Origin of the sequence: Streptomyces sp. NBC_00285, assembly GCF_036174265.1 — a bacterium.
Lineage (GTDB): Bacteria > Actinomycetota > Actinomycetes > Streptomycetales > Streptomycetaceae > Streptomyces.
In genome coordinates, this window is sequence record NZ_CP108055.1 from 6,570,811 (window position 1) to 6,596,391 (window position 25,581).

15 protein-coding genes are annotated in these 25,581 nt (G+C 71.8%); 11 read left to right on the forward strand and 4 right to left on the reverse strand.

From position 1 onward, the window contains the following. Positions 1 to 46 precede the first annotated feature (46 nt). On the forward strand, positions 47 to 1,171 hold the full coding sequence (locus OHT57_RS30580) for a GuaB3 family IMP dehydrogenase-related protein (protein ID WP_328749769.1): 1,125 nt from the start codon (positions 47 to 49) through the stop codon (positions 1,169 to 1,171). A 24-nt stretch (positions 1,172 to 1,195) separates the two neighbouring features. On the opposite strand, the gene OHT57_RS30585 is transcribed toward OHT57_RS30580, so the two are convergent. Then, positions 1,196 to 2,413: a nucleotide sugar dehydrogenase gene (locus OHT57_RS30585; protein ID WP_328749770.1), complete on the reverse strand. Its 1,218-nt coding sequence runs from the start codon at positions 2,411 to 2,413 to the stop codon at positions 1,196 to 1,198. A gap of 347 nt (positions 2,414 to 2,760) precedes the next feature. Here OHT57_RS30585 and OHT57_RS30590 point away from each other — a divergent pair, with 347 nt between their 5' ends. Beyond that, positions 2,761 to 4,467, forward strand: a complete 1,707-nt coding sequence (locus tag OHT57_RS30590) for a glycerol-3-phosphate dehydrogenase/oxidase (protein ID WP_328749771.1) — start codon at positions 2,761 to 2,763, stop codon at positions 4,465 to 4,467. Between the two features lie 155 nt (positions 4,468 to 4,622). Here the strand turns inward: OHT57_RS30590 and OHT57_RS30595 are convergent, their stop codons facing one another. Continuing rightward, positions 4,623 to 5,726, reverse strand: a complete 1,104-nt coding sequence (locus OHT57_RS30595) for a serine hydrolase domain-containing protein (RefSeq protein WP_328749772.1) — start codon at positions 5,724 to 5,726, stop codon at positions 4,623 to 4,625. Positions 5,727 to 5,975: 249 nt separating this feature from the next. Between OHT57_RS30595 and OHT57_RS30600 the strand changes: the two genes are divergently transcribed. From OHT57_RS30600 to OHT57_RS30635, 8 genes are all read left to right on the forward strand, one after another. Beyond that, positions 5,976 to 8,111 (forward strand): serine/threonine-protein kinase, encoded by a 2,136-nt coding sequence (locus tag OHT57_RS30600; protein WP_328753368.1) that lies wholly within the window; start codon positions 5,976 to 5,978, stop codon positions 8,109 to 8,111. 173 nt (positions 8,112 to 8,284) lie between these two features. Next, positions 8,285 to 11,140 (forward strand): protein kinase, encoded by a 2,856-nt coding sequence (locus tag OHT57_RS30605; protein WP_328749774.1) that lies wholly within the window; start codon positions 8,285 to 8,287, stop codon positions 11,138 to 11,140. Positions 11,141 to 11,342: 202 nt separating this feature from the next. Further along, positions 11,343 to 13,124, forward strand: coding sequence for a serine/threonine-protein kinase (locus OHT57_RS30610; protein WP_328753369.1), 1,782 nt, complete (start codon positions 11,343 to 11,345; stop codon positions 13,122 to 13,124). Between the two features lie 58 nt (positions 13,125 to 13,182). Further along, the gene (locus OHT57_RS30615) at positions 13,183 to 14,838 is read left to right on the forward strand and encodes a serine/threonine-protein kinase (RefSeq protein ID WP_328749775.1); all 1,656 of its coding nucleotides are present in this window, start codon (positions 13,183 to 13,185) and stop codon (positions 14,836 to 14,838) included. Between the two features lie 91 nt (positions 14,839 to 14,929). Further along, positions 14,930 to 16,561, forward strand: a complete 1,632-nt coding sequence (locus OHT57_RS30620; RefSeq protein ID WP_328749776.1) for a serine/threonine-protein kinase — start codon at positions 14,930 to 14,932, stop codon at positions 16,559 to 16,561. 156 nt (positions 16,562 to 16,717) lie between these two features. After that, positions 16,718 to 18,406, forward strand: a complete 1,689-nt coding sequence (locus OHT57_RS30625) for a serine/threonine-protein kinase (RefSeq protein ID WP_328749777.1) — start codon at positions 16,718 to 16,720, stop codon at positions 18,404 to 18,406. 146 nt (positions 18,407 to 18,552) lie between these two features. Then, on the forward strand, positions 18,553 to 20,166 hold the full coding sequence (locus tag OHT57_RS30630) for a succinic semialdehyde dehydrogenase (RefSeq protein WP_328749779.1): 1,614 nt from the start codon (positions 18,553 to 18,555) through the stop codon (positions 20,164 to 20,166). A gap of 71 nt (positions 20,167 to 20,237) precedes the next feature. After that, complete coding sequence (locus OHT57_RS30635) at positions 20,238 to 22,016, forward strand: GMC family oxidoreductase (protein WP_328749780.1); 1,779 nt, start codon at positions 20,238 to 20,240, stop codon at positions 22,014 to 22,016. A gap of 99 nt (positions 22,017 to 22,115) precedes the next feature. On the opposite strand, the gene OHT57_RS30640 is transcribed toward OHT57_RS30635, so the two are convergent. Continuing rightward, on the reverse strand, positions 22,116 to 23,138 hold the full coding sequence (locus OHT57_RS30640; protein WP_328749781.1) for an LPXTG cell wall anchor domain-containing protein: 1,023 nt from the start codon (positions 23,136 to 23,138) through the stop codon (positions 22,116 to 22,118). A 182-nt stretch (positions 23,139 to 23,320) separates the two neighbouring features. Between OHT57_RS30640 and OHT57_RS30645 the strand changes: the two genes are divergently transcribed. Further along, positions 23,321 to 24,463, forward strand: coding sequence for a hypothetical protein (locus OHT57_RS30645; protein WP_328749782.1), 1,143 nt, complete (start codon positions 23,321 to 23,323; stop codon positions 24,461 to 24,463). A gap of 561 nt (positions 24,464 to 25,024) precedes the next feature. Here the strand turns inward: OHT57_RS30645 and OHT57_RS30650 are convergent. Beyond that, complete coding sequence (locus OHT57_RS30650; RefSeq protein ID WP_328749783.1) at positions 25,025 to 25,306, reverse strand: chorismate mutase; 282 nt, start codon at positions 25,304 to 25,306, stop codon at positions 25,025 to 25,027. Positions 25,307 to 25,581: the final 275 nt, after the last annotated feature.

The window sequence follows — 25,581 nt, forward strand, 5'->3', positions numbered from 1 at the left end:
GGCGATACTGGAAGACGCTGAACGCATCAGGGAAAGGCCACACATCGTGACTGAGATCGAGATCGGGCGCGGCAAGCGCGGCCGCCGGGCGTACGCCTTCGACGACATCGCCGTCGTCCCCAGCCGCCGTACGCGCGACCCGAAGGAGGTCTCGATCGCCTGGCAGATCGACGCCTACCGGTTCGAGCTGCCCTTCCTGGCCGCCCCCATGGACTCCATCGTCTCCCCGGCCACCGCGATCCGCATCGGTGAGCTCGGCGGCCTGGGCGTGCTGAACCTCGAAGGACTGTGGACGAGGTACGAGAACCCGCAGCCGCTGCTCGACGAGATCGCCGGGCTGGACGTGGACAACGCCACCCGCCGTCTGCAGGAGATCTACGCCGCTCCCATCAAGGAGGAGCTGATCGGGCAGCGCATCAAGGAGGTGCGCGACGCGGGTGTGGTCACCGCGGCCGCGCTCTCCCCGCAGCGCACGGCACAGTTCTCCAAGGCCGTCGTGGACGCGGGCGTGGACATCTTCGTCATCCGCGGTACGACGGTCTCGGCCGAGCACGTCTCCGGCTCGCACGAGCCGCTGAACCTGAAGCAGTTCATCTACGAGCTCGACGTCCCGGTGATCGTCGGCGGCTGCGCGACGTACACGGCGGCCCTGCACCTGATGCGCACCGGCGCGGCGGGCGTCCTGGTCGGCTTCGGCGGCGGCGCGGCACACACCACGCGCAACGTGCTGGGCATCCAGGTGCCGATGGCGACGGCGGTGGCCGATGTCGCCGCCGCCCGCCGTGACTACATGGACGAGTCCGGCGGCCGGTACGTCCACGTGATCGCCGACGGCGGTGTCGGCTGGTCCGGCGACCTGCCCAAGGCGATCGCCTGCGGCGCCGACGCGGTCATGATGGGCTCGCCGCTCGCCCGCGCGACGGACGCGCCGGGCAAGGGCAACCACTGGGGCATGGAGGCGGTCAACGAGGAACTGCCGCGCGGCAAGAAGGTCGACCTCGGCACGGTCGGCACCATCGAGGAGGTGCTGGCGGGCCCGTCGCACATTCCCGACGGCTCGATGAACTTCTTCGGAGCGCTGCGCCGGGCGATGGCCACGACCGGGTACAGCGAGCTGAAGGAGTTCCAGCGCGTCGAGGTCACGGTGGCCGACTCGCAGCACAAGCGGTAGGTCGTAGACACGCGCGCGGCCCCTTCACAGCCGATGCGCCGCCCCTGTCGGCGTAGCCCCCCGCGTGTCCAGCAGCAGCTGCGCCTTCACCGACAGTCCCTGCAGGTCGTACGTCCGGTGCTGCTGGAGCAGGATCGTCAGGTCCGCGTCGGCCGCCGCCTCGTAGAGGGAGTCCGCGCGGGGGACCGGGCGGTCCAGGACGCTCCAGGACGGGATGTGCGGGTCGTGGTAGCTGACGGCGGCGCCGAGTTCCATCAGGCGTACGGCGACCTCCTGGGCGGGGGTGCCCTGCTGGTCGGCGAGGTCGGGCTTGTAGGTGACGCCGAGGAGGAGGATCCGGGCGCCGCGCGCGGACTTGCCGTGCTCGTTGAGCAGGGCGGCGGCACGCTGGACGACGTAACGGGGCATCTGGTCGTTGACCTGCCGTGCGAGTTCGACCATGCGCAGGGTGCGGCCGCCCGCGGGGCCGCCGCCGGTCAGGTCGCGGGAGACCGCGTGGCCGCCGACGCCGGGGCCGGGACGGAACGCCTGGAAGCCGAAGGGCTTCGTCTCCGCGCAGCGGATGACGTCCCACAGGTCGACGCCGAGGTCGTGGCACAGGACGGCCATCTCGTTGACGAGGGCGATGTTGACGTGCCGGAAGTTGGTCTCCAGGAGCTGGACCGTCTCCGCCTCGCGTGGGCCACGCGCGCGTACCACCTTGTCGGTCAGGCGCGAGTAGAACGCGGCGGCCGATTCCGTGCACGCGGGCGTGAGGCCGCCGATCACCTTGGGGGTGTTGGCGGGCGTGAAGTCGCGGTTGCCCGGGTCGACGCGGCTCGGGGAGTAGGCCAGGTGGAAGTCGCGGCCCGCGCGCAGGCCCGAGCCCTCTTCGAGGATCGGGCGCAGGAACTCCTCGGTGGTGCCCGGGGGGACGGGGGACTCCAGGATCACCGTGGTGTGCGGGCGCAGGCGCTCGGCGAGGGTACGGGCCGCCGCCTCGACCTGGCTCAGGTCCAGACGGCCGTCCGGGTCCGGCGGGGTCGGCGCGCAGATGACCGCCGTACGCACCCGGCCGAGTTCGGCGGGGCCCGCGGCCGTCCGGAAGCCCCCCGAGAGCATTCGGCGCAGTTCGGCGGGGCTGAGGGAGCCGGCCTCGGGCCCGGTGCGGTAGCCGAGGGTGGGGATGCCGGCGGCGACGGCGGCCTGGGCCAGCGGCAGTCCGTAGGGGCCGAGTCCGATCACGGCGAGATCTGCGGGCATGGCGGGGGCCGTCCTTCCCAGTAACCGAAGCGGGACAGGTGCGCAAGCCCTGTGGACTGGATGAGCGAGCGCAATGTCAGACTAGGAGTAAATATGACCGAAATACGGGATTGGTTCCGTGTGTCTTCCGTCGGGTCGGAGAGTCCGAGCGGCTGAGGGCGGCCTGAGGGGCGGCCCGAGGGCATGAGGGGCCGTCGTCTGCGGTCTTGTGTGGCCTTTGGGGTACACGACGGTGAAAGTTATCCACAGGCTGAGGGCGACTGGTGGCCGAAGTCGGGCAACCCGGTCAGACTTTGGGCACGGGTGGATACGTGCGGGGCGGACGTGACCGACAGCGGGAGGCAGTGGTGAGGACAGCGACACTGGGCCCGGCGCAACGCGCCGAGTCACTCGCAGCAATGGCCGAGCGTGAACTGGACATCCTGGTGGTGGGAGCCGGCGTGGTCGGTGCGGGAACCGCGCTCGACGCGGTGACCCGAGGCCTGTCCGTGGGGCTGGTCGAGGCGCGTGACTGGGCGTCCGGCACCTCCAGCCGCTCCAGCAAGCTGATCCACGGCGGCCTGCGCTATCTGGAGATGCTCGACTTCGCCCTCGTACGCGAGGCGTTGAAGGAACGCGGACTGCTGCTGGAGCGGCTCGCGCCGCATCTCGTGAAGCCGGTTCCCTTCCTGTACCCGTTGCAGCACAAGGGCTGGGAGCGGTGGTACGCCGGCTCGGGCGTCGCGCTCTACGACGCCATGTCGATGGCCCGCGGGCGCGGCCGGGGTCTGCCCACGCACCGGCACCTGAGCCACCGTCACGCCCTGCGCGTCGCGCCCGCCCTGCGGAAGGACGCACTGGTCGGGGCACTCCAGTACTACGACGCCCAGATGGACGACGCCCGCTTCGTGGCGACCCTCGTGCGCACGGCGACCGCCTACGGCGCGAAGACCGCCAACCGTGCGCGCGTGACCGGGTTCCTGCGCGAGGGCGAGCGCGTGGTCGGCGCCAAGGTGCAGGACGTCGAGGCGGGCGGCGAGTACGAGATCCGCGCCAAGCAGGTGGTCAACGCGACCGGGGTGTGGACCGACGACACCCAGGCGATGGTCGGGGAGCGGGGACAGTTCCACGTCCGCGCCTCCAAGGGCATCCACCTCGTCGTGCCCAAGGACCGCATCAACTCCTCCAGCGGGCTGATCCTGCGCACCGAGAAGTCCGTGCTGTTCGTCATCCCCTGGGGCCGGCACTGGATCATCGGCACGACCGACACCGACTGGGACCTCGACAAGGCGCACCCCGCCGCGTCCAGCGCCGACATCGACTACCTGCTGGAACACGTGAACTCGGTACTCGCCGTGCCGCTCACGCGGGACGACGTACAGGGCGTGTACGCGGGCCTTCGGCCGCTGCTCGCCGGTGAGTCGGACGCCACCAGCAAGCTCTCGCGCGAGCACACCGTGGCCCATCCGGTGCCGGGACTCGTCGTGGTGGCGGGCGGCAAGTACACGACCTACCGCGTGATGGCCAAGGACGCCGTCGACGAGGCGGTGCACGGGCTCGACGCCAGGGTCGCCGAGTGCGTCACCGAGGACGTGCCGCTGCTGGGCGCCGAGGGATACCGGGCGCTGTGGAACGCGCGGGCACGGATCGCGGGCCGCACCGGGCTGCACGTCGTCCGCGTGGAACACCTGCTGAACCGTTACGGCGCCCTCGCGGAGGAGGTCCTCGACCTCATCGCCTCGGACGCCACACTGGGCGAGCCGCTGCACGCCGCGGACGACTACCTGCGCGCCGAGGTCGTCTACGCCGCCTCGCACGAGGGTGCGCGGCACCTGGACGACGTGCTGACCCGGCGCACCCGCATCTCCATCGAGACCTTCGACCGGGGCGTGCGCTCCGCCCGCGAGGCCGCCGAGCTGATGGCGCCGGTGCTGGGCTGGGACAAGGACCAGATCGAGCGCGAGGTCGAGCACTACGAGAAGCGGGTGGAGGCCGAGCGGGAGTCGCAGCGACAGCCCGACGACCTGACGGCGGACGCGGCGCGGTTGGGGGCGCCGGACATCGCGCCCTTGTAGTCCGCTGTAGTCCCCTGCAGTCCGTCCGAGGTTGGGCGGGGGTGGGCCGGCCCGGGCTGGGCCGGCCCGGCTGCGCGGGGCGGGGCGGGGCCGGCCGGTCGGCGTCACTCGAACGAGTGTCGTGAGTCGGGATCTTCGTTCGGAACCCGGTCGTTCTACGAGATGCGGGGGCAGAACTCGGCGGCGAGCAGGGCCGGTTCGAGGTCGGGATCCGCGATCGACGTCGTGTTCACACGGAAGGTGAGGACACGACGGCCGCCGACCGTGGCTGCGGTGCGCACGTAGCTGCCGGTGATGCGGCCGTTGTGCCCCCACACCGTCGTGCCGCACGGCAGCTTCACCGGGAACAGTCCCATGCCGTACTGGCCGTGTGCGGTGCGGGTGTCCGTCATCTCGCGCAGCCAGTTCGGGGAGAGCAGCCGGCCGCCGAGCAGTTCCGTGTAGAAGCGGTCCAGGTCGGCGAGCGTGGTCACCAACTCGCCGGCGGCTCCGGCCACCCGGGGGTCGAGTGCGGTGACGTCCGTCCCGTCGGCGGTGTAGGCGCGGCCGTGCGGGGAGGGGAGGGAGGCGTGCGAGCCGGGAAAGGAGGTGCCCGTCAGACGTAGCGGAGCGATGATGCGCCGCTCGGCCTCGGCGGCGTAGGAGTGACCGGTGACCTGCTGGATCACCATGCCGAGCACGACGTAGTTGGTGTTCGAGTACGAGTAGCGGCCGGGGGCGGCCGGGGGGTGGGTGAGCGCGATGCGGACGGCCTGACGAGGGGTGAGGGGGACCAAGCCCCGGGTGTCCGCGGTGAAGTCCCTCAGGCCGCTGGTGTGGGTGAGGAGTGCGCGCAGGGTCAGTGCGCGGCCGTCGTTGCCCGCACCGCGCACCAGGCCCGGCAGGTGCTGCTCCACGGTGTCGGACAGCTTCAGCCGGTGTTCCGCGGCCAGTTGGAGGACGACCGTGGCGATGAAGGTCTTGGTGATGCTGCCGGCGCGGAAGTGGTCGGCGCGGGCGATTCCCGGACCCGCCTCGGCGTAACGCGTGCCGCTCTGCTCCCGGGCCAGGAGCGCCGCGGCGGGTGCGTCGCCCTGGGTGACCAGCAAGGGGAGCAGTGCGTCTGTGGGCGGGGCCGTGTTCTTGGCCGCGACCGGGGCGGGAGCGGGGGACGAGGCCGGGGTCGGGGGTGGGGTTGGGGGAGCAGAGAAGGCCACCGGGGCCAGGGCGAGCAGCGCCAGGGACACCGGGACCGCCAGGAGTGTCCGGAGCGGTGGCATGGGGGGGCCTTTCTTGTCGGGTCCATCATGCGGGTCGGGTGGTGGGGCGCTTGGGGGTGGTGGGGGTTGGAGGGGAAGTCGGTGGGAGGGGGTTGTGGAGCTAGGGGGGCCGTGGGGCGACGGGACCTGTGTGTCGGCATTGCCGGGCCCTACCGCGGGCGGGGCGGAGCCAGGGGCACCCGGGGCGTCGGGCACTTGTCGGGTGAGGGACAATGGAGGTTCTGTCAGGGCGGGTTCATGAGGGGACGCATGTCGGACGCGGAGCGGGCGGGAGCATCCCGGCAGGACGAGAACGACCGTCTCCTCGCCGGGCGGTACCGGCTGGGAGGAGTGCTCGGCCGCGGAGGCATGGGCACGGTGTGGCGCGCCGAGGACGAGACCCTGGGCAGGACGGTGGCCGTCAAGGAACTGCGGTTCCCGTCCAGTATCGACGAGGACGAGAAGCGCAGGCTGATCACGCGCACGCTGCGGGAGGCCAAGGCGATCGCACGGATCCGCAACACCAGCGCGGTGACCGTGTTCGACGTGGTCGACGAGGACGACCGGCCGTGGATCGTGATGGAGCTCGTCGAGGGCAAGTCGCTCGCCGAGGTCATCCGCGAGGACGGCCTGCTGGAGCCGAAGCGTGCGGCGGAGGTGGGCCTCGCGATACTCGACGTGCTCCGGTCCGCGCACCGCGAGGGCATCCTGCACCGGGACGTGAAGCCGTCCAACGTGCTGATCTCCGAGGACGGCCGGGTCGTGCTCACCGACTTCGGCATCGCCCAGGTCGAGGGTGACCCGTCCATCACCTCCACGGGCATGCTCGTCGGTGCACCTTCCTACATCTCCCCGGAGCGGGCCCGCGGGCACAAGCCGGGCCCCGCGGCCGACATGTGGTCGCTCGGCGGGCTGCTGTACGCGGCGGTCGAGGGCGCCCCGCCGTACGACAAGGGGTCCGCGATCGCGACGCTCACGGCGGTGATGACCGAGCCGCTGGAGGAGCCGAAGAACGCGGGGCCGTTGAAGGACGTCATCTACGGCCTGCTCACCAAGGACCCCGCCCAGCGGCTGGACGACGACCGCGCCCGGACCATGCTCACCGCGGTGATCCATGCGCCCGAGCCGAAGGTGGCCGAGCCGGAGCCGGCACCGGACGCGACGAGGGTGGTGCCCTTGCCGGCGCAGCCGGAGGAGCGTGCGGGCGGCGAGCGGTTGCGCGGGGCGCTGCGTTCCGTGCGGAAGGTCGCCGGGGCGGCGGCGACGTCAGCGGCCGCGTCCAGGACCAAGTCCAGTAACCGTACGGCGGGTTCGGGCGGCGGGAAGGTACCCGCCCAGGCTTCCGAGGCCACGTCGGCTGCGGCTCCGGCTTCTCCGGCGGCGCCCAAGACTTCCGCTTCCCCTGATTCCTCCGCGTCTCCGGCTGCTCCTGTCGCTGCCGCTTCCTCCGCGTCGCAGGCGAAGGGTGCCGCGAGTGCGGCGGCCGCGTCCGAGGCGGCGTCGGCCTCGGTGTCGGCTTCCGGTGAGGCGCCCGGGGCCCGGGACGGGAAGACACAGCAGGCCGACGCCGCCTCGGACGGGCGGAGTTCGGGGTGGCCCGTGATGACGCCGCCGCCGGACCTGGCGCCGAGGCCGGTGCCCAGGGCGCCGCTGACGGACGTGGTGCCCCGGCGGACGCTGGTCATCATCGCCGTGGTCGTGGCGCTCGCGGTCATCGGCACGGTGCTGGCTCTCACGCTCGGCGGGGACGACAGTACCGACGGGGCCAAGGGCGGCACCAAGGTGTCGGCGGGATCGAGCGCCGGCGCCGACACCAAGGAGGACGAGAGCGGCGGCACCCGGACCGACGAGGCCGCGACGTCCGTCTCGCCGGACACGGGTGCGGGAGCGGGGGCCACCAACTCGCCGAGCGGGCAGGAGAGCGGCCAGAGTCCGGAGGGTTCCAACGGCTCAGGCGGCACAGCCGGCGACGCCGCGGTGGCTTCGACGCACAAGGGGAGCCAGGGTTACTCGATAGGGCTGCCGGCGGGGTGGAAGTTCCAGACCGGCAGTTCCGCGGGCGACCGGTTCACCGGGCCCGACGGGCAGAAGCTGCTCGTCGCCTGGACCAGCACGCCGAAGGGCGACCCGGTGGCGGACTGGGAGAGCCAGGAGCAGGGCATGCGCCGCTCGCAGTACACCAAGATCCGAATAGAGAAGGTGAACTACCGGGGCTGGAACACGGCCGACTGGGAGTTCACCTATGAGGAGAGCGGGACGAAGTACCGGACGATCGACCGCGGATTCGTCGTCAACGGCCATCTCGGATATGCCCTGATGTACACGGCGAAAGCCGCGAACTGGGGCACTGAGCTGCGCAAGGACACATGGCAGACGCTCGCTCGCACCTTCGAACCGAAGTCGTGACGCGCCGTGCGGTGAGCGGTCCCATGTTTGGGCCGTGAGATCTGGCATCCCCTCTTTGCGAGTTGCCTCCGGCACGTATCGTGAGTGTTCGTGGACCGTCCGCATCCACGTTCGGGACGGAACGGGCGCGAAGACGAACGGAATTGACCAACCGGACGGCTGGGGGAGGCAACGTGGACGACTATGCGGGTCGGGTACTCGCCGACCGTTACCGCTTGCCGCTGCCTCCGTCCGACGAGTACGAACTCACCGATTCGCGCGCCTTCGACACCTACAGCGGCCAGGAAGTCCTCGTCAGGCAGATTCCGTTGCCCGAGGTCGTCGAGGCGGAGGTGCTCGACGCGGAGGGGCTGCCCGAGGGGTTCACGGCCCGGGACCCCCGTGCCGCGCGGCGGACCTCGGGGCGGGGCGGTACACGCCGGCCCACGGAGCCTGCGGTTCGGCGAGCGGTGGACGCGGCGCAGGCCGCCGCGCGGATCCCCGACCATCCTCGGCTCGACCAGGTCTTCGACGTGTTCGCCGAGGGCGGTTCGCTGTGGATCGTCAGCGAACTGGTGTCCGCACGGCCGCTGTCGGCGTTGCTCGCCGAGAAGCCGTTGTCGCCGTACCGGGCGGCCGAGATCGCCTCCGACGTCCTCATGGCGCTGCGGGTGCTGCACGCGCACGGCTGGGTGCACCGCAACATCACCGCCCGCACGGTACTTGTCTGCGACGACGGCCGGGTCATGCTGACGGGCCTCGCGGTCGGCGCGGCGGAGGAGGCACTGTGCGGCTACGACCCGGTGCCGGCCGAGGCGGGCGAATGGGGCGCCGGGGACGGGGAGTTCGGGGCTGGGGCGGGCACGGGGCCGGGTGACGGTTCGGTCGAGGCTGCCCCGAGGCCGGACGGAGGGTTCCGTGGACCCGGTGGCCCGGGCGGAACCGACGGCCCGGGTGCGGCGGACGGACGTAGGGGATCTGGTGGTCACGGGGGGCCCGGGCAGTCCGTGACCGCGGCCGGTGGGTTCGGTGCCGCGGGCAGGTCCGGGGTCGCCGGGGTGCCTGGCGCAGCGGGCGGTCCGGGGGCGGGTGACGGGGCACCGGGTGCCGCGGCCGGATTCGGTGAGACCGATTCCGACCCCGAGGCGGCCCGGCGGGCGGCGATCGAGGCGCGGGAGGCCCGCGGGCTGCCCAGCGCCGGAGTGGAGGCGGCGGACGGGGGCGGTTCGTCCGCCGCGCTGGTCCGACGGGACCCCGACGGCGGTACGGACATCAGGGCGGCGCGGGCGGGAGCGATCGCCGCGTATCGCGCGGGCGCACGAGCAGCGGCCCGGGTCCAGGAAACACAGAGCGGCCGCGCGGCCCTCCCGGGAGCACGCCCGGTACCGGACGACGACCCGACCGCCGACCAGGGCAACGGCGCAGCTCGGACATACTCGTCGGCGGACGGTGCGGGACAGTCGCCGTACCCGTCGGCGAACGGTTTCGCCCCGTCGCCGTACCCCTCGACGAGCGGTGTGGCACAGCCCCCGTATCCGGCCGGGAACGGGATCGAGCACCTGCCCGGCCCCCTTCCTCAGGGCCAGACAGCCGACGCCTATGGCGTGCGGCCCACCTCCTGGCACGGAGCCGCGCCGCGCAGCGGGGGCGGCGGGATGGCTCAGGGGGGTGCGGCACCCGCGGTCGAAGGTCACGTTCCCGCGCTCGGGGCCGCGTCTGCCGGTGGTCCTGCGGCTGAGCTCTCCAAAGACTCCGCCCCCACCCGCTGGGAAGACCTCACCCCCGTGGCACCCCCCGCCCGCCGCGGACCGGCCACCGCGCTCGCCGCCGAGCGGGCCCGGCAGGCCCGGATGGCTGTGGTCGGGCCCGTCACCGAGCGGTGGGCGCCGGAGCAGGCCGGGCCGGTGCACGAGAACTGGCAGCTCGCCGCGCCCATCGGGCCCGCGACCGACCTGTGGGCTCTCGGGGCGCTGTTGTTCCGGGCCGTCCAGGGGCATGCGCCCTACCCCGAGGAGTCGACGGCCGAGCTGGTGCAGCTGGTGTGTGCCGAGCCGCCCGCCTTCGCGGAGGAGTGCGGGCCGCTGAGGCCGGTCGTGGAGTCGTTGCTGCGGCAGGACCCGACCGAGCGGCTGGAGTTCGAGGAACTGCGGGGCTGGGTGCGGTCGCTGGTGCGGTCCGCGCCGGAGCCGGAGGCCGGCGTGCATGTCGTCGCCGCACCGCCCGTAAACGCGAGCCGGCTGCCGATCGTGCGCCGCCGGGGCGAGTTGGTGCGCAGGCGGCGTGCCGGGCTGCCCGCGACCAGTGCGCACGGACGGCACAAGCGGGCCCGGGAGGAGGCCGCCCCCTCGCCGCGGCGCCTCGGCCGCACCCTGCTGTTGTTCATCCTGTTGGCGCTGGCCGCGGCGATCGCGTACGCCATGTACTTCATGCCCAGGTCGAACCCCGACGACAAGGGCGCCGCCCAGCGGACCGGTACCACCAGTCAGGCCGGTCCCGCGGAGTCCCCGGAGGCCAGCAGCGAGCCACGGCCCGACCAGACCACCCCCGCGCCGTCGAGGACCAGCGCCGCCGAGACGCAGACCGCCGGGCCCGAGGTCGCCGACGGATTCATCCTGCGTACGGACGCCGAGGGCTTCAAGGTCGCCGTGGCCAACGGCTGGACCCGCACCCCGAGGAACGGCCGCGGCCAAGTGGTCTACTCGCAGGGCAGCTTCGAGCTGATCGTCATCCCGGGCCGGGACACCGCGGCCGCGGACGGCAGCGACCCGATGGTCTACCAGCGGGAGAAGGAACCCGAGCTCCAGCCCTACCGCGACTCCAGCTGGGCCACCGCCACCGGGCTGAAGTCGATCCAGGTGGGCACGAAGAGCATGGCCGAGGGACAGTTCACCTGGACCGGCGACGACGGGCGCGAGCTGTACGTGCGCAACCTCGCGATACTGATCGGCGGCAAGTACCACGTGGTGCAGGTCCGCGGCCCGGAGGCGGAGCGGGACGAGGTGAGCCGGCTGTACGACCAGGCTTCGGCCACGTATCAGGTCACCGGCTGACGGTCGCGGCGGTCCCCGCGGGAAGGTTGCCGGCTGAAGTGCACCGCCGTCGGACGCCGTACCGGCGCCCTCGGTTCACTGGTGCTTCGCGGAAGCGACAACCGTCACAGTGAGGTCTCCTTGACGCCCCCCTGGTTCCCCTCGGCGCGGGCCGGTCCTTAGTCTGACTGGGTCAAGAGCATTGCGGGGAAACGTGGATCAGATGCAGGGCCTGCTGCTGGCGGGGCGCTACCGGCTCGCCGACCCGATAGGCAAGGGCGGCATGGGCCGGGTCTGGCGTGCCCACGACGAGGTACTGCACCGGGCCGTGGCGATCAAGGAGTTGACCGCCGCGCTCTACGTTTCCGAGAGCGACCAAGGTGTCCTGCTCGCCCGTACCCGTGCCGAGGCCCGTGCGGCCGCCCGGATCAACCACTCGGCCGTCGTCACCGTGCATGACGTGCTCGATCACGACGGCCGGCCGTGGATCGTGATGGAGCTGGTCGAGGGCCGCTCGCTGGCCGACGCCGTCAAGGAGGACGGCCGGGTCGAGGCACGTGAGGCGGCCCGGATCGGGCTGTGGGTGCTGCGGGCCCTGCGCGCCGCGCACTCCGCCGGGGTACTGCACCGGGACGTGAAGCCCGGCAACGTTCTCCTCGCGCAGGACGGCCGCGTCCTGCTCACCGACTTCGGCATCGCCCAGATCGAGGGCGACACCACCATCACCCGCACCGGAGAAGTCGTCGGTTCGGTGGACTACCTCGCCCCCGAGCGGGTCCGCGGTGCCGACCCCGGCCCGTCCGCCGATCTGTGGGCGCTGGGTGCCACGCTGTACACGGCGGTCGAGGGACGGTCGCCGTTCCGCCGTACGACCCCGCTGACCACCATGCAGGCGGTCGTCGATGAACAGCCCGACGAGCCGCGCAACGCCGGCGCGCTCGGGCCCGTCATCGCCGCCCTGCTGCACAAGGACCCCGCCGTACGGCCCGGAGCGGCCGAGGCCGAGCAGATGCTCGCCGAGGCGGCGGAGGGTCGGCGACCGAACGCGGCCCAGGCATATGTGCCGACGCAACATGTGGGTTCCCGCCATGAGCCGGGGGCGTACAGCGGATCCCACAGTGGGCCGAACACATCGGTCACGGGTACGCCGGTCAGCGGCACGGGGTATCCCTCGGGCTCGGGCCCGCCGCACGCCCCCGGCTCGGGACCCTCGTACCCCTCGGGTTCGGGACCGACGTACCCCCACGGCACGGGACCGTCGTACTCCTCGGGTTCGGGACCGTCGTACCCGCAGGCGACCGGTGTCACGAGCATCGGCCCCCCGCACCAGACCGGCACAGGTCCCGTGGCTCAGTCCGGGCGCCGGCGCCTGCGTTCCCTCGCGCTGGTCGTCGCGCTCGCCGCGATCGTCAGTGCGGGGACCGCGATCGGGCTGCAGACATGGGACGAGGGGCGAGACAAGGGCGGTACGCCGGGCTCGTCGAGTGCCGCGCCCAGCACCACGCCGACGAAGAGCACGAGCGGCGGGGTCCCGGCCGGCTGGCAGCGGCGCAACGATCCCGTGGGCTTCACCGTGTATCTGCCCAAGGGCTGGAAGCGGTCGGTCTTCGGGACCCCCGCCGACGGCCTGACCCAGATCGACTACTCGCCGGACGACGGCAGGCACTTCATCCGGATCGCCGTCGACACCGCGCCGGACTTCCTCGATCCCCTCGCGCACCAGCGCAGCCTGCAACTGCAGATCCAGGGGCTCAAGGACTACCAGCTCGTGAGCATGGTCGAGAACACCTACCGGGACCGCACGGGCGCCCGGTGGGAGTACACCTGGACCGCGCTGGCCAAGGACATCCCCTTCCCCGGGCCGCGCAGGGCCGTGGAGGAGACGTACATATCCCGGGACGGCGCCGAGTACGCGATCTACATGTCGTCGCCCGCGAAGAGCTGGCCGACCACCAGCAAGCAGTTCCAGACCGTGCTCCAGAGCTGGATCGAGCCGAACAGCTGACGGAGTTGGCCGGTCACCGTCCCGGAGGGCGTTCATCCGCTGCGGCATGATGGGGCGCATGGGGACCGAGGGGGACACCTTCCGTGTGATCGCGGGCCGATACCGCCTGGAGGCGAGGATCGGGCGCGGCGGCATGGGCGTGGTCTGGCGGGCGACCGACCAGCTGCTCGGCAGGCAGGTGGCCGTCAAGGAGATCCCGCTCGACGAGACGCTCTCCGCCGAGGATGCCCGGCTCCAGCGCGACCGCACCCTGCGCGAGGCCGGTGCCGTCGCCCGGCTGCGGCATCCGCACGTCATCGTGGTCCACGACGTCGTCGAGCAGGACGAACGGCCTTACATCGTCATGGAGTTGATCGACGGCGGCTCCCTCGCCGACCGGATCTCCGCGCAGGGTCCGGTGGATGCCGCGGAGGCCGCCCGGATCGGCGCCGACCTGCTGAGCGCGCTGCACGCCGCGCACACGGCCGGGGTCCTGCACCGGGACATCAAACCCGCCAACGTCCTCGTCGAGTCCGGCACCGGCCGGATCGTCCTCACCGACTTCGGCATCGCCCAGGTCGCGGGCGCCACCACGCTCACCGAGACCGGCTCCTTCGTCGGCTCGCCCGAGTACACGGCGCCCGAGCGGATGTCCGGCGCCGCGACCGGCCCGGAGGCCGACCTCTGGTCGCTGGGCGCGCTGCTGTGCACGGTCCTGAGCGGCGAATCGCCGTTCCGCCGCGACTCGTTGGGCGGCATCCTGCACGCCGTCGTCATCGACGAGATCCGGCCGCCCACACAGGCCGCGCCGCTCCTTCCCGTCGTACGCGGCCTGCTGGAGAGGGATCCCGGGCGGCGGCTGGACGCCGTGGAGGCCGAGCGGATGCTGCGCGCGTTCCGGGAGACGGGGCGTACGCCGCCGCGCCGGGCGCCCGAGCGGTCGTACACGCCGACCCAGCGGGATGTCCCGCTACGACGGTCCGCGGCGCGGCGGGAGTCCTCGCCAGGGCGGTCCCCGGCGCCGGAACGGTCCGGGAGCGGTGGGTCCGCGGGGCAGGCGCGGTCGGGGCGGCGCGTGCTCATGGCGGGGCTGCTGGTTGCCGCGGTGGCGGGAGCGGGGGTGTCGGCGGCGTTGCTGATGGACCGGGGGGACGGTGGCGGCCGTACGACGACGAGCAGTTCGGCGCCTGCGACACCCACGGGCGGTTCCGCGCCCGTGACGTCCACGGAGGCGTCCGGACCCGGGACTCCCACGGGCGCCTCCTCTCGTCCGCCCGCCGCGCCCCTCCCTTCCGCTCCCTCCGGCTACCGCGTCGCCGAGGAGCCGGCCGGGTTCGCGCTCGCCGTGCCGGACGGGTTCACCCGTCAGGTGCAGGGGAAGCGGGTCTTCTACCTGTCGCCCGGGGAGGTCTTCCGCCTCGGCATCAAGGTCACCGCGCCCGAGGTCGGCGGCCCGCTGGAGGTGATGCGGCGCGCCGCGGCCAAGGGGCCCGGAACCAACCCCGGTTACCGCGCCGGCCGGGTCACCTCGACCACGCACCGCGGACACCCCGCCGCGCTCTGGGAGTTCACCTGGGACGGCTTCAGCGCGGCTGAGGGTGCCCGGCACACCTACGACCTGTGCTGGGAGGAGGACGGGCGGCTGTACGACGTGTGGGTGTCGGCGCCCGTCGGCAAGGTGCGGGAGGCGAAGGAGTACTTCGACGTCGCGTTGGACACCTTCGTGCGGACATAGGGGGTGATAGGCCGCGTCGCGAGTCACGGGTCTGTGACCGGAACGCGTTCCCTGTGGAAGCGGAGGCCTCTGGCGCGATATGGATGAACCCATGAGCAGCAGCGGGGGAGTCGGCCACGAGCCCGACGAGACGACGAGTTACGTTCTGCAACCTCCCAGACCCACGTCGGCCCAGGTGTCGGCCCCGCCGTCGCACGCGCAGCCGGACCTGCAGCCGAGTGAGCGGCCCGAACCGGGCGTCGGCAGGCTGATCGCGGGTCGTTACCGGCTGCTCGCCAAGCTCGGGCACGGTGGCATGGGTACGGTGTGGCGGGCCAAGGACGAGACGGTGGACCGTGAGGTGGCCGTCAAGGAACCCCGCATCCCGGAGCATCTTCCCCGGCGCGAACAGGCAAACGCTTTTGAGCGGATGCGGCGCGAGGCGCGTGCCGCGGCCCGGCTCGACCATCCCTCCGTCGTGAACGTGTACGACGTGGCGGTCGTGGACGACCGGCCGTGGATCGTGATGGAGCTGGTGAGGGGCCGTTCGCTGGGCGACGCGCTGCAGGAGGGCACGCTCGGGGCGCGGGAAGCGGCGAGAATCGGCCTCGACGTACTCGGCGCACTGGAGGCCGCGCACGCGGCGGGCATCCTGCACAGGGATGTGAAACCGGACAACGTCCTGCTCGGCCGGTACGGCAGGGTCGTCCTCACCGACTTCGGCATAGCCCAGATCGAGGGCGAGACCAGCCTGACCGACACCGGCGGCTTCGTCGGCTCGCCCGAGTACATCGCCCCCGAGCGGGTCCTCGGCCAGCGTCCCGGCCCGGCCTGCGACCTGTGGTCCCTCGGGGTGGTCCTGTACGCGGCGACGGAGGGCGTCTCGCCGTTCCGTCGCAGCAACACCCCCGCGACCCTCCAGTCCGTCCTCAACGCCACACCCGCACCGCCCGCCTCCGCGCACGGCCCGCTCGCCGACGCCGTCAACGGCCTCCTCCAGAAGGACCCGGCGCGCCGCCCGAACGCCGCGCAGGTCCGTGCGCTGCTGGAAGCCGCCGCCGACCCGCCCGCTCCCGAACCCACGCAGCCCGTGCGGCTCGCGCAGGACCCACCGCCCGCACGAGGTGTCCGGCTGGGCCGCAAGGGGTGGCTCGGGCTGGGGGCGGCGGTCGTCGCGGCCGCGGTGGGTGCGTATCTGCTGCTCGCGGATCCGTTCGCGGGGCCGCTGCCGGACGGCTGGACGAAGAAACACACCAAGGACGTGGCCGCGACACTGGCGGTGCCGAAGGAGTACCGGGCCACCCTGCCGGACCGGAAGACGGACAAGGGCCACTGGATCACGTACGCCGACTACAGCGGCAGCATCTGGATCGGCCTGAAGCTGGACCGCAGGGCCGAGGACACCTCCCACGCCATCGCGGGCTCCGCGGCCGCCGAGATGTACGCCGACGACGGCAAGTTCAAGGAGAGCGGGGACTACGACCTCAGCATGCCGGAGGCGCCGAAGACCCGCCCCGAGGACCAGACGTACCAAGGTGGGAAGGCCGCCAGGAACACCGTCACGTACGACACCACCGACAGCCAGAACCCGCGCCCGCGCGAACTCCAGCTCTTCTACTACCGCACCTCCACCGGAGACATGTACACGCTCACCGTCAGCTATCCCGGCAAGGGCGACTTCACCCAGCGGGGACGTGAAGTGGCGAGGGCGGCGATCGCGAACCTGGACGTGGACAAGCTCTGACCGCCGGCCACCACGCAGCTTGCGACGCCGTGTCCGGGCGGGAGCGACATCTGACGCGAACCGGCCGGGCGACACGAGCGACACGGGCGCCGTCGCCTCGCCGCCCGGCCGGGACTCGCGTCGACAAGAAGTGGCCCTGCGGGGTACTGATGAGGCATGAGTGATGTCGGGGGCTCCACGGACCCCAAGGGCCTTCTGGTCGGCGGGCGTTACCGCCTCGTCGAGCGCATCGGTTCCGGCGGGATGGGGACCGTGTGGCGGGCCAGGGACGAGCTGGTGGGTCGTGAAGTCGCCGTCAAACAGCCGCGGTTGCCCGGCGAGCCGGAGGACGAGGCACATCGGCGGGCCGCGCACCGGCTGCACCGCGAGGCACGCGCCGCCGCCCGGGTCGAGCATCCCTGCGCCGTGACCATCCACGACGTGGTGGTCGAGGAACAGGACGGCGAGGGCGGACTCCCCTGGATCGTCATGGAGTTGGTCCGGGGCGAGTCGTTGCACGAGGCGTTGCGGCGCGGGCCGCTCGGTCCCTCCGAGGCCGCCCGCATCGGCCTCGCCGTCCTCGGGGCCCTGCGCGCCGCGCACTCCGTCGGAATCGTGCACCGGGACGTCAAGCCCGCCAACGTCCTGCTCGGCCCGCACGGCCGCGTCGTCCTCACCGACTTCGGCATCGCCCAGGTGCAGGGCGAGGAATCCCTCACCGCTAGCGGGGAGTTCGTCGGCTCCCTGGAGTACGTCGCCCCCGAGCGCATGTCCGGCACGAACGCCGGGCCCCCCTCCGACCTGTGGTCCCTGGGCGCGCTCCTGTACGCCGCCGTCGACGGCCGGGCCCCCTTCCGCCGTACGACCCCGGAGGCGACCCTCGCCGCGATCCTCACCGAGGACCCACCGGAGCCGGAACACACAGGCCCGCTCACCGAGTTGATCGCCGGCCTGCTGGCGAGGAAACCGGAACAGCGGCCGGGGGCGGAGGAGGTCGCGCGGGTACTGGCGAAGGTGTCGGGCGACACCGGGCCGGACGTGAACGACACCGTCGCCGAGGCCGGGTTGGACGCCGGCGGTGCCGAGGCCGGGTTGGACGCCGGCGGTGCCGAGGCCGGGTTGGACGCCGGCGGTGCTGGGGCCGGAGCCGAACCTGACGCGAGCCGTACCGAGGCCCCCGCACAGGCGCAGGCTCGCCCCGTCGCCGTACCGGAAGACGTTCCCCCCACCCCCGCACCGGAGGAAGCCCTCACAGCCCCCCTCACGGCCCCGGCCCCGACCGCCGCCCCCACCCCCCGATCCCGCCCCCGCGCCCTCCTCCGCCTGGCCGTCGGCCCGGTCGGGATCCTGCTCGCCGGTGGGATATGGCTCGGTACCTCGTTCGCCGACGGGACCGCGGGCGGGCAGGGCGGCTGGGTCGCGCACCGGGAGGAGAACGCGGACGCCGTCCTCTACCTCCCCCGGCAGTACCACTGGATGTACCTCACCGGCGAGGCGGCGGACTCCGTCCGCCAGAACATCTACGGCGGCGGGGACAGCGGCATCCGGATCCGCCTCACCGAGTTCGACAAGGCACCTGGTTCCCCGCTGGACGAGGCCCGTGACGCCGCGCTCGGCTGGGAGGGGCACCAGCGGACCACCGGCCAGTACACCCCCACGTCCTTCCATGGCGCCCAAGCCGCTCTCTCCGACGTCACCTACGACCCGCGTGACCGGCCGACCCGGGTGATGCAGCTGATCGTCCGCACCGACGACGACCGGATGTACCAGCTGCGCGTCGACATGCCCAAGGGCACTCCCGAGGAGAAGAAGGGCACCGCGCTCTTCAAGGGCGCCCGTGACCGGCTGGAGATCGGGAGAATGTGAGACCCCGGTGATCCGGATGATCGTCTCCGCACAACGCGCTGATCAGCAGGTTCTCTGCCACCGATCACTGGCGGTGTGTGCGCGGGACGTGAATGCGCGTTACCGACGGGTACCCAAAGCCTCCGCTCCCGAATACCCTGCGGCTCATGACGGACGCGCAGGCCCCGGCCAAGACCGGCACGAACCCCCTAGCCCCCGCCCCGGCGGGCGCCCGTACCGCCGCCGACGTGGTCACCCCGGAGCTGGTCGCCCAGCTCACCAAGGGAGTGACCGGTTCCGGCCGTACCGCCAACCACTCACCCCTCACCGGGGAGAAGCTGGCCGATCTGCCCGAGTCGACGCCGGCGGACGTGGAGAAGGCCTTCGAGACGGCCCGCAGGGCCCAGGCGGTGTGGGAGCAGACCCCCGTACGGCAGCGTGCGGCCGTACTGCTCCGCTTCCACGACCTGGTCCTCGAACGCCAGGCCGAGGTCCTCGACCTCATCCAGCTGGAGACCGGCAAGGCCCGTCTGCACGCCCACGAGGAGGTCCAGGCCGTCGCGGTCGCCGCCCGGCACTACGGCCGCAAGGCCCCCGCCTATCTGAAGCCCAAGCGGCACGCCGGTGCCATGCCCACGCTCACGCGCGTCACCGAACTGCGTCACGCGCGCGGAGTCGTCGGCCAGATCGCCCCCTGGAACTACCCCCTCGAACTGTCCGTCGGTGACGCGCTCCCCGCCTTCGTCGCGGGCAACGCCGTCGTCATGAAGCCGGACACGGAGACCTGTCTGACCGCCCTGTGGGCCCGCGACATCCTCGTCGAGGCCGGTCTGCCCGCCGACGTCTTCCAGGTCGTCCTCGGCGAGGGCCCCGTCGTGGGCCCCGAGGTCGTCCGGCACGCCGACTACGTCTCCTTCACCGGCTCCACCCGCACCGGCCGCGAGGTCGCCCAGGGAGCCGCCGCCCGCCTGGTCGGCGTCACCCTCGAACTCGGCGGCAAGAACGCCATGCTGGTGCTGGAGGACGCCGACATCGAGAAGGCGGCCGCCGGAGCCGTCCGCGCCTGCTTCAGCTCCGCAGGCCAACTCTGCGTCTCCATCGAGCGGTTGTACGTCCACGAGTCCGTCGCCGACGCCTTCCTGGACCGCTTCGCCGCCCGTACGAAGGCGATGCGGCTCGGCACATCCCTGGCCTACGGCGCCGACATGGGCTCGCTGGCGGGGGAGCGGCAGTTGGAGAGCGTCACCCGGCACGTCGACGAAGCCGTCGCCAAGGGGGCCAGGCTCGTCGCCGGTGGTGTCGCGCGCCCCGACATCGGCCCGTACTTCTTCGAGCCGACGATCCTGGACGGTGTCACCGAGCCCATGTCGGTCTGCTCCGAGGAGACCTTCGGCCCGGTCGTCTCGATCTACCGCTTCACGACGGACGACGAGGCGGTGGCTCTGGCCAACTCCACGCCATACGGGCTGAATTCCTCGGTCTGGACGAAGGACGGCGCCCGTGGCCGCGCCGTCGCCGCCCGTGTGCGCTGCGGCACGGTCAACGTCAACGAGGGCTACGCGGCCGCGTACGGCAGCGTCCAGTCGCCCATGGGCGGCATGAAGGACTCCGGCCTCGGCCGCCGCCACGGCTCCGAGGGCATCCTCAAGTTCACCGAGGCCCAGACGGTCGCCCAGCAGCGGCTGCTCCCGCTGGCCCCCTCGCTGGGCATGGACGACGAGAAGTACGCGCAGTTCATGACCCGGAGCCTGCGCCTGATGAAGGCCTTCCGGTTCAAGTAGGAACACCGGACACCCGGACACCCGGACACCCGGACACCCGGACGAACGACTGTTCTCAACGAGGAGAGCACGTGCCACAGGACACCTACGACTACGACGTCATCGTCGTCGGATCGGGCTTCGGCGGCAGCGTCACCGCCCTTCGCCTCACCGAGAAGGGCTACCGCGTAGGTGTCCTGGAAGCCGGCCGCCGCTTCACTCGGGAGTCCCTCCCCAGGAACTCCTGGGACCTGAAGAACTACCTCTGGGCGCCGAAGCTCGGCATGTTCGGCATCCAGCGCATCCATCTGCTCGGCAATGTCATGGTCCTCGCGGGGGCGGGCGTCGGCGGCGGCTCGCTCAACTACGCCAACACCCTCTACGTCCCCCCGAAGCCCTTCTTCGAGGACCCCCAGTGGCGTGACATCACCGACTGGCAGGGGGAGTTGACGCCGTACTACGACCAGGCCCGGCGCATGCTCGGCGTACGGCTCAACCCGACGATGACCCCCTCCGACGTCCACCTCAAGTCCGCCGCCGAGCGGATGGGTGTCGGCGACACCTTCCACATGGCGCCGGTCGGGGTGTTCTTCGGCGACGGCGAGGACGCCGGGGGCAAGAGCAGGGCGGCCCCGGGCGAGCAGGCCGAGGACCCGTACTTCGGCGGCGCGGGCCCCGCCCGCAAGGCCTGCATCGAGTGCGGCGAGTGCATGACCGGCTGCCGGCACGGCGCGAAGAACACCCTCAACGAGAACTACCTCCACCTCGCCGAGAAGGCGGGCGCGGCCGTCCACCCCCTCACCACCGTCGTGTCGGTCACCGACGACTCCCAGGGCGGGTACGCCGTCGTCACCCTCCCCACCGACGACCGCCGCAAGGACAGGGGCCGCACCTTCAAGGCCCGCCAGGTCGTCATCGCCGCCGGCACCTACGGCACCCAGACCCTCCTGCACCGCATGAAGGCGGGCGGTCAACTGCCGTACATCTCGGACCGGTTGGGCGAGCTCACCCGCACCAACTCCGAGGCCCTGGTGGGTGCCCAGACCGACAACCGCCGCTATCGCAGGGCGACCGGTGAGCCGAAGGTCGACTTCACGCGGGGCGTCGCCATCACCTCGTCCATCCACCCGGACGAGAACACCCACGTGGAGCCGGTCCGCTACGGCAAGGGCTCCAACTCGATGGGTGGCCTCTCCATCCTCCAGGTCCCGTACGCGGAGGGCTCGTCGAGGGTGCTGGCCTGGCTGCGGAACGCGGCCCGGCACCCGCTCCTCGTCGCCCGCTCCCTCTCCAACCGTCGCTGGTCGGAGAAGACCATCATCGGTCTGGTGATGCAGTCGCTGGACAACTCCCTGACGACGTACCTGAAACCGGACGGCGTGGGCAAGGGCCTGCTCACCGCACGGCAGGGCCACGGCGCCCCCAACCCCAAGCAGATCAAGGCCGCTGCACAGAGCGCGTCCGCGATCGCCGCCGACATCAACGGGTTCGCCGGGTCCAACGTGGGCGAGCTGATGGGCACCCCGCTCACCGCCCACTTCCTCGGCGGCTGCCCCATCGGCTCCTCCCGCGACAGCGGCGTCATCGACCCGTACCACCGGCTGTACGGCCACCCCGGGATCTCGGTCGTGGACGGCGCCGCGGTCTCCGCCAACCTCGGCGTGAACCCCTCGCTGACGATCACGGCCCAGGCCGAGCGGGCGATGGCGTTCTGGCCCAACAAGGGCGAGGAGGACCAGCGTCCGGCCCAGGGCGAGGCCTACGTCCGTCTCGGCGCGGTCGAGCCGAAGTCACCGGCGGTCCCGGCGGACGCGTTCGGCGCGCTGAAGCTGCCGTTCCTGGGGATGCCGACGGTGCCGAAGAAGTCGTAGAGCTGCCACGGCACGGAGAAGGACCCGCACCCCCCTCCGAGTGCGGGTCCTTCTCTGTTCTCGCGTGAAGCTGCGCCTATGGCGTCACGGCGTCACGGCTCAGGCGTGGGCGCCCATCGCACCCTTGCGGCGCTTGACCGCGAACACCACACCGGTACCGGCGACGACGGCGAACCCGCCGACGAGGCCGAGGACCGGCAGGGCCGAGCTGGAACCGGTCTCGGCGAGCTGGCCGTCCACGTCGAGGTCGTTGGTGTCGGAGATGGGGTTCTTGCCGCCGGTCTGCGGCTTGGCGTCGTTCGGCTTGCCGGCGTCGGAGCCGGCCGGCAGGACCTCGAAGTAGTAGATGCCGTAGTTCTCGTCGTCGGAGATCCAGCAGGCCTTGTCGTCGGAGTACTCGGCGAGGCCGATGGCGATGCCGACCGCGCTCGGGACCTCACGGTCGACCTTCACCCGCAGCTGGTAGCTGAGGGAGTCGCCGCCGCCGAGGCTGAAGGCGTTGAACGAGCCGCCCTCGCCGAACTGCGTGGCCACGTCGACCCAGCTGCCGCCCTGCTTCACCTGCACGGTGACGAGGTCGCTGTAGTCCTTCTCGAAGTCCCAGTCGACCGCGCCGACACCGACGAAGGGCTGGATGTCCTTGATCGTCTCGTCGCTGGAGTTGCTGACGTTGAACTTGAAGTTCGTCCAGCCGCTGCCCGCCACGACGCTCTCGGGCAGACCGGTCAGCGAGCTGTGCAGCACGTCGCTGATGTCGACGATGTCGTCGCCGTTCTCGTCGACCGGGCACTCGTCGACGGGCTCGCCGCTCTCACTCGCGGAGGGGCTGCTGGTGGCAGTGGCCGAGCTGGACGCGCTGGCGCTGCTGCTGGCCGGGGCGGAAGCGGAGGCCGAGGTGGGGGTGGTGGTCGCGGGGGTGCTGCCCGCGTCGGCCGGGGTGCTGTCGTCGGCCGCGGGGCTGCTGTCGGCAGGGGCCGGGGTGGTGTCGTCGGCGGCGGGGCTGCTCTCGGCAGCGGCCGGCGAGGGCGAGTCGTCCGCGAACGCGCTCGGCGCGGCGAACAGGGCGAGCGGCGCCATGGCGGCGGTCGCCGCCGCGGCGGCCAGTGCACGTCGAAGCTTCATGAAGACCTCGGAAGTCAGGTGTACTGCGCTACCCGCAGCACGCGTCAGGGAGGCTTCCGCGTGTGGGGCGCGGGTGGTGCCCTTGATACGTGAGGTTTGATCCGCGACACAGGTCAAAGGTTGTGCGGGCACTCACAGAAACCTTATGTGTGCTGAGTCACATACAGGTTCTCCTTGTGAACATGCTTTCGGAGGCCCTAGAACTGACCCACGTGTCAGAAGACGACAAGATCCCGGACGACGTCTGGGAAAAATTCACCCGTGACTCCGAGCGGGACATCCGAGACTCCGCCCCCAAGGAACCGTCCGCGCGAGCCCGCGAAGTGACGGAACGGCTGCGGCGCGACGAAGCGCGCGGCGAACTGCCGGAGGGCTGGCGTACCGGGCCGGCCTGGCAGGAGAAGAAGAGCCGACGGGGCCTGTGGGGCGTCCTCGGTGTGGCCGTCGCGGTCGTGGTGGCCGTCGTGGCGGTGAAGCCGTCGCTGGTGCCGGGCGACCCCTTCGGCGGGGGATCCTCCGAAGCCGGCGACGCCGTGGCGTCCGCGCTGCCCGTGGAGACGGCGGCCCCGACCGCCGCGCCCTCCGCCGAGGCCCCCGAAATCCCCACCCTGGACGACCCGTTCGCCGGATCACCGGCCAAGCGGTGGGCGGACGGCGCGGCCGGGATCGTCGTACCGAAGGCGAAGGCCGTCGGCGGCGGGTCCGCGGCGAAGACCCAGCAGGTACTGGAGTTGACCAAGAAGCTCCTGGTCGAGTCCAACCTCGACCCGGCCACCCTCCGCGGGGAACGGCCCACGGCGGCACTCGACGTCCTGGACCCGGTGCAGAAGGACGTCCGCGGGCTCCTGGTGACCGGCCTGAGCAAGCCGGACAAGAAGCACGACCCGCTGTGGATGTTCAGCCGCTTCGACCCCAAGGAGGTCCGGCCGGTCGGCGACGTCGTGAAGACCCGCGGCAGGATGACGTTCAAGGCCGGTGAAAACGGCTGGGTCGTCGTGCACGCGGACTACACCTTCGTCTACCCGGTCGTCCAGACCAACGGCTCCACGGAGGTCACCCGCACCATCATCCGCCGTGTCCTCGACGTCGACATCCCCGACCCGGCGAAGTACCGGGTGACCCCGGGCAAGCTCTCCATCGTCAACTGGGACCAGGACATCAACAACTCGGCCTGCGACGTGTACGACGGCTATCTGCACCCGGACTTCACGTCGTCCGACCCGACCGGGGCGCCCCCCACGGGCCCGACGACGGACCCGTACGACCGCAGCGAGACCCTCGACCCGAAGCGTGACGAGGGCTGCGGAACGGTGTCCCGGGTCTGAGTCCGGGCAGGCGAAAGGCCCCGCGGGACGGAGCCGCGGGGCCCTTCTTTCGTCAGCACCGGCGTCAGGGCAGCGCCGGTGCCTGGGCGCGGCGCCGGGGGGTTGCGCCGCTTGCTCTTCGCGCCGTTGTCACTGCTGTGCCCTCGGTCGGCGCCCCGGCGCGCAGGGGGCGCGCGGTTGGTCTCGACCTTTGGCAGTACCTCGACGCACTGCGAATGCGGGTGTCTACGGAGGGGTTTGGGGGCTTTCTAGGCATCGTGCTGGATGGGCGCGGCCTCCGCAACCGTTTGACCCAGCCTTGTGCCGGTACTTGCCCCGCCGGCCGGCCCCGGGCGTCCCCGGGGCCGACCGTTTCTCTTGGGTGACCGGGCTGCTGTCCCCTGCAGTCCGGTCACTGTCCGGAACGAGGTCCCACGACGCACTGCACGTTCCGTGCGCCTCATCGCTCCAGCGAGCCACGCGTGGTTCTGTCGGGCCCGCCCCTGGCTGGCACGGACACCACCACCAACGAGGTGCCCCGCGGCCCGGTCACGCGCCGTACGGGTGAGTCCGGGCCCGAACTCAGATGCGACCGCGGCACAGTTCGAGCAGTGTCATGGCGAGGGAGGTGCCCGGCCTGCCGAGCGCCTCGCTGTAGCGGCCGAGGATCTCCATCTCGCGGGAGAGGTTCACGCGCCGGCCGCCGGAGGTGATCCGGGCCTCCTGGACGACGGCCGACACGGCCATGCGTTCCTGGATCAGACCGATGATCCGGTCGTCGAGAGCGTCGATGCGCTCACGCGCTCCGGTGATCACGTCGGCGGCCTCGGAGGTACGGGCACCGGTCACGTCGATGGCGGTCATGGGGGCTCCTCTGTCTGGGGTGGACGGGGTGCCCCGGAGCGGCAAGGTCCGGAAAACACCAGGCGCCCCGGACCTTGTCGGCCCGGGGCGCCTGGGAAGTCGCTTGTCAGTTGCTCAAGCAGCACGACCATGGCAGCCGGCGGGCCGGGTGCCATAGGTAAACAGGAAGGTCGTCTGCGTGAGCATGGGAGCAGTATGCCGGGCACCACGGGAGTGTCCAACCCGGTTCGCATCCTGAGACGGAGCGTGCCCCGATCCGGCCCCGCGCATCCCGG

Bases quoted from the DNA above. Each gene is read 5' to 3' on its own strand.
- OHT57_RS30585 (WP_328749770.1), bottom strand. From the start codon at position 2,413: ATGCCCGCAGATCTCGCCGTGATCGGACTCGGCCCCTACGGACTGCCG.
- OHT57_RS30595 (WP_328749772.1), bottom strand. From the start codon at position 5,726: ATGCCACCGCTCCGGACACTCCTGGCGGTCCCGGTGTCCCTGGCGCTG.
- OHT57_RS30600 (WP_328753368.1), top strand. From the start codon at position 5,976: ATGTCGGACGCGGAGCGGGCGGGAGCATCCCGGCAGGACGAGAACGAC.
- OHT57_RS30610 (WP_328753369.1), top strand. From the start codon at position 11,343: ATGCAGGGCCTGCTGCTGGCGGGGCGCTACCGGCTCGCCGACCCGATA.
- OHT57_RS30615 (WP_328749775.1), top strand. From the start codon at position 13,183: ATGGGGACCGAGGGGGACACCTTCCGTGTGATCGCGGGCCGATACCGC.
- OHT57_RS30620 (WP_328749776.1), top strand. From the start codon at position 14,930: ATGAGCAGCAGCGGGGGAGTCGGCCACGAGCCCGACGAGACGACGAGT.
- OHT57_RS30625 (WP_328749777.1), top strand. From the start codon at position 16,718: ATGAGTGATGTCGGGGGCTCCACGGACCCCAAGGGCCTTCTGGTCGGC.
- OHT57_RS30630 (WP_328749779.1), top strand. From the start codon at position 18,553: ATGACGGACGCGCAGGCCCCGGCCAAGACCGGCACGAACCCCCTAGCC.
- OHT57_RS30640 (WP_328749781.1), bottom strand. From the start codon at position 23,138: ATGAAGCTTCGACGTGCACTGGCCGCCGCGGCGGCGACCGCCGCCATG.
- OHT57_RS30645 (WP_328749782.1), top strand. From the start codon at position 23,321: ATGCTTTCGGAGGCCCTAGAACTGACCCACGTGTCAGAAGACGACAAG.
- OHT57_RS30650 (WP_328749783.1), bottom strand. From the start codon at position 25,306: ATGACCGCCATCGACGTGACCGGTGCCCGTACCTCCGAGGCCGCCGAC.